Here is a 3,874-nt window from a genome sequence, read left to right as displayed (position 1 = left end):
CTGCGGTGACGGCGCCGTCACGGGCGGGACCCGTCCGTCAAGGGCGCCGTCGATCAGCCGGGCCAGCCGCTCGAAGCCGTCCGGGTCGTACATCGTCTGCAGCATGGACTGGCGCAGCACGTTGCCGTTCAGCTCGGCCGGGTTGGCGTTCGGCCACGGGATCGGCTCCCGGTCGAGGCGGTCCGCGAGCCGCAGGAAGAGCGCGCGCACCCCGGCGGGCGTGCCGGCGAGCCGCACCGGGGAGTCCGGTGCGGACGCCCAGGCGGCGAACTCCGGGAAGGTGTCCTCCACACCCCGCTCGTGCGCCGCGATCCAGGCGCGGCCGACCCGTCGGGGGTCCGGGTCGTCGTTGCTGTCGAGCACGATCCGGTCGGTGCGGTGCGGGAACATCCGGCTGTAGACGGCGCCTGCGTACGTGCCGTACGACACGCCCCACGCGGACACCTTCCGCTCGCCCAGCGCGGCCCGGACGCGGTCCAGGTCGCGGGCCTCGTTGGCGGTGCTGATGTGCCGGATCAGCTCCCCGCCGTTGCGTGCGCAGGCCTCCGACATGCGCCGCGCGGCGGCCATGGCCGCGTCGACGGAGCCGTCCGGCGCCGGATAGGGGCGGGCGACCCGGGTGACGGCCAGGTCCTCGTACGCGAGTCCGCAGCTCACCGCCGTGGACGGGGCCAGTCCGCGCGGCGCGAATCCGATCAGGTCGTAGGCGTCCTGCACGTCCTGCGGCAGTTTCTGTCCCCGGCCCGAGGGGTCGTTGAGACTTGAGTTCCCGGGGCCGCCCGGAATGAGCAGTAAGACGCCCCGCCGCTCCGCGGGGTTCTCGCTCGGGATGCGGGAGACGACCAGGTCGACGGTCCCGGCGCCCGGGTCGGAGTAGTCCATCGGCACTTCGACGGTGGCGCACCGCTGCCGCGGGTCGGGAGCGGCAGCGCCTCCGACGCACGCGCCCCAGTCGAGGGAGGGTGCGGCGGCGGATGCGGCGGACGGGACGGCGAGCCCGGAGAACAGCAGGGCGGCGGAGGCGGCGACGAGGCCGGCGGTGCGCGTGGTCTTCTTCATGCCCACGAGCCTCGCCGGTCCCCGCCCGCCCCGCATCCGGGCAACTCCCCCGAAGAGCCGGGGGTTCACCCCGGTCTTCCGTCTCAGGGTCACCCCTGAGACAGCACCGGCTCAGGGTTCCATCAAGTCCCCGGCCCACCGAGTCCCCGGCCCACCGAGTCCCCGGCTCACCGGCTCACAGGAAGAAACTGTCGTGCCGCACCTGGAACTCCCGCAGTTCCTCACCTCCGCGCGCCGCGAACTCCGCGACCCGCTCGAAGTACTCCTCGCGCGGCGCGCCCGGCGTGAACAGCATCAGCATGGACAGCGGTTCGTCGGTGTCGTTCCTGAAGGCGTGCAGTCCGCCGGGCGGTACGTACAGGAAGTCGCCCTGGCGTCCGGTGACCCACCGCTCGCCGTCGTACAGCGCGACCTCGCCCGACAGGACGTAGAACGACTCGGAGATCGACCGGTGGAAGTGCGTCCGGGCGCCCGGTGCCTTCGGCCCCATGTCCACCTTGTAGAGCCCGAACTCACCGCCCGTCGTGGCGTGGCTCGCCAGGTAGTGGGTCGTGGTGCCGCCGGGCGACACGACGTCCGGCGGTGTGCCGGCGTCCCGGAACACGGCGCTGATCTCACCGTTCTCGCCGAGGTAACGCGGCTCTGGATACGACATGCAGGCCCCCTGGGTCGCTGTCCGCGCGGCCGGCGCGACCGCGCGTCACCCGGTCATGATCGCTGACCGCCGGCCCTCCCGTCATCGACCGCCCGCAGATACGTGCCCAGCCGTGCGATCGCCGACGGATTGCGCGGGCTCTCCACCAGATCGGCGTAGTCGAGGACGAAGATCCGCCGGTGCCTGATCGCGGAGACGTCCCGCAGTGGTGCGTAGGAGAGCAGGAAGTCCTGCTTCCGCTCGGCGCTCACGTCTCCGTAGTCGCAGATCACGATGACGTCGGGGTCGCGTTCCACGACCGTCTCCCAGCCGGTGGTCGTCCACGAGTCGGCCACGTCGTGCAGGAGGTTCACCCCGCCCGCCGCGCTGATGATCTGGTCGGGGGCGGCGTAGCGGCCGGAGGTGAAGGGCTGGTCCTCGCCGCTGTCGTAGAGGAACACCTTCGGCGCCCGCGCGGGTGCCTTCGCGCGCACGTCGGCGATCTGCCGCCGGAAGCCGGCGACCAGGGCGGCGGCCCGTTCCTCGACGCCGAACAGCTTTCCCAGGTTGGTGAGGTCGGTGTACAGCGCGTCCAGGGGCGGCATGATGCCGCGCGCGGTGTCGGTACGGCCGTTGCGGCACGACTCGGTGAGGACGTACGACGCGATGCCGAGCTCGCGCAGCGCGTCCGGGGTGAACCCGGCGTCCTCCCGGAAGCCGTAGTTCCATCCGGCGAACACCAGGTCCGCGCGGGCGTCCAGCACGGTCTCCGCGGTCAGCTGGTCCTTCGACAGCCACGGCACCTCGTCGTAACCGCCCTTCCACGGCACCCGGCGCAGGTCCCCCTTGTCGTCGGGCATGGCGAACCCGGCCATCCGGTCCTCCAGGCCGAGCGCGAACATCAGCTCGGTGATGCCGACATCGTTGGTGACGACCCGCTCCGGGACCTTGTCGTACGTCACCCGCTCGCCGCAGTTGGTGAGCGTGACCGGCCGGTCCGCCCGCGCGGACGGCTTCTCGACCCGAGCGCCGCACCCGGGGGCGAGGGCGGCGAGACAGAGGGCGGCGGCGACGAGGGGCCTACGCCGGGGACGGTTCCTCATGGGGCGGTTCCTCAGGTGGTGGGGGCAGCAGGTCGAACAGCAGGCGCACGGCACCGGTCTCCGGATGCCGTACGGGGTGGGCGCGTACGCCGAACACCTCGGCCAGCAGGCCGGGGTGCAGCACGTCGTGCGGCGGGCCGGACGCGACGATCCGCCCCGCGGCCACCACGTACAGCACATCGCAGTACGCGGCGGCCAGATTGAGGTCGTGCAGCGCGGCCAGCACGGTCAGGCCGCTGTCCCGGACCAGCGACAGCACCTCCAGCTGGTGCGCGATGTCCAGGTGGTTGGTGGGCTCGTCCAGCACCAGCACCCTGGGCTGCTGGGCCAGCGCCCGGGCGATCAGCACCCGCTGGCGCTCGCCGCCCGACAGCGCCGGGAACCCGCGGCCGGCGAGGTGCGCGACACCCGTGCGTTCCATCGCCGCCGCACAGACCGCGCGGTCGTCCGCCGCCGTGCGTCCCGTGTGCGGCATGCGGCCCATGGCGACCACCTCGGCCACGCTGAAGTCGAACTCGGCCGACGACTCCTGCGGCAGCGCGGCCAGCCGCCGGGCCGCGGCCCGCGGATCCATGGCGTGCACGTCGTCGCCGCCCAGCCGCACCACGCCGCCCGCCGGCCGCAGCGCCCGGTACACGCACCGCAGCAGCGTCGACTTGCCGCTGCCGTTGGGCCCGACCAGCCCCACGAACGCCCCGGAGTCCGCCGCAAGCCGGACGTCCTCCAGCAGCCGCGCCCCGTCGGCGGTCCGGACGGACACGTCCTCCACGTCGAGCCGCATCAGCGCCCCCCGAACGCGTAGCCGCCGCGCCGCATCAGCAGCAGGAACGCCGGCACCCCGACCACCGCCGTGATCACCCCGACCGGCAGCTCCACCGGCGCGAACAGCAGCCGGGACAGCAGATCCGCCCACACCAGCAGCACGGCGCCGGCGAGCGGGGCGACGGCCAGCACCCGCCGGTGATCGGCGCCGGTCAGCATCCGCACGACATGCGGCACCATCAGCCCGACGAACCCGATCGCCCCGCTGACCGCGACGACGGTCCCGGTCACCGCGGCGGTGACCGGGACCGTCGTC

5 protein-coding genes are annotated in these 3,874 nt (G+C 73.2%); all 5 read right to left on the bottom strand.

The window, feature by feature from the left end; genetic code table 11:
- On the bottom strand, positions 1-1,059 hold a 1,059-nt coding region (locus tag CCN42_RS31115; protein WP_086740625.1), incomplete at its 3' end, for an alpha/beta fold hydrolase.
- 175 nt (positions 1,060-1,234) lie between these two features.
- Positions 1,235-1,714 carry a cupin domain-containing protein gene (locus CCN42_RS31110; RefSeq protein ID WP_086740623.1) on the bottom strand — a complete coding sequence of 160 codons (480 nt, stop codon included), beginning with the start codon at positions 1,712-1,714 and terminating at the stop codon, positions 1,235-1,237.
- A 53-nt stretch (positions 1,715-1,767) separates the two neighbouring features.
- Complete coding sequence (locus CCN42_RS31105) at positions 1,768-2,796, bottom strand: ABC transporter substrate-binding protein (protein ID WP_086740621.1); 1,029 nt, start codon at positions 2,794-2,796, stop codon at positions 1,768-1,770.
- Entirely contained in the window at positions 2,774-3,577 is an 804-nt protein-coding gene (locus CCN42_RS31100; RefSeq protein WP_086740620.1) for an ABC transporter ATP-binding protein, read from the bottom strand. The genes CCN42_RS31105 and CCN42_RS31100 overlap by 23 nt, the downstream gene beginning before the upstream one ends.
- Positions 3,577-3,874, bottom strand: a 298-nt coding sequence (locus tag CCN42_RS31095) for an iron chelate uptake ABC transporter family permease subunit (RefSeq protein WP_143662065.1), incomplete at its 5' end; no start/stop codon positions are given. The genes CCN42_RS31095 and CCN42_RS31100, both read right to left, overlap by 1 nt.

It is taken from the genome of Streptomyces glaucescens (assembly GCF_002154375.1).
GTDB lineage: Bacteria > Actinomycetota > Actinomycetes > Streptomycetales > Streptomycetaceae > Streptomyces > Streptomyces glaucescens.
Note: the sequence above shows the minus strand (reverse complement) of the source record. Positions and strands in the feature narration are given on the sequence as shown.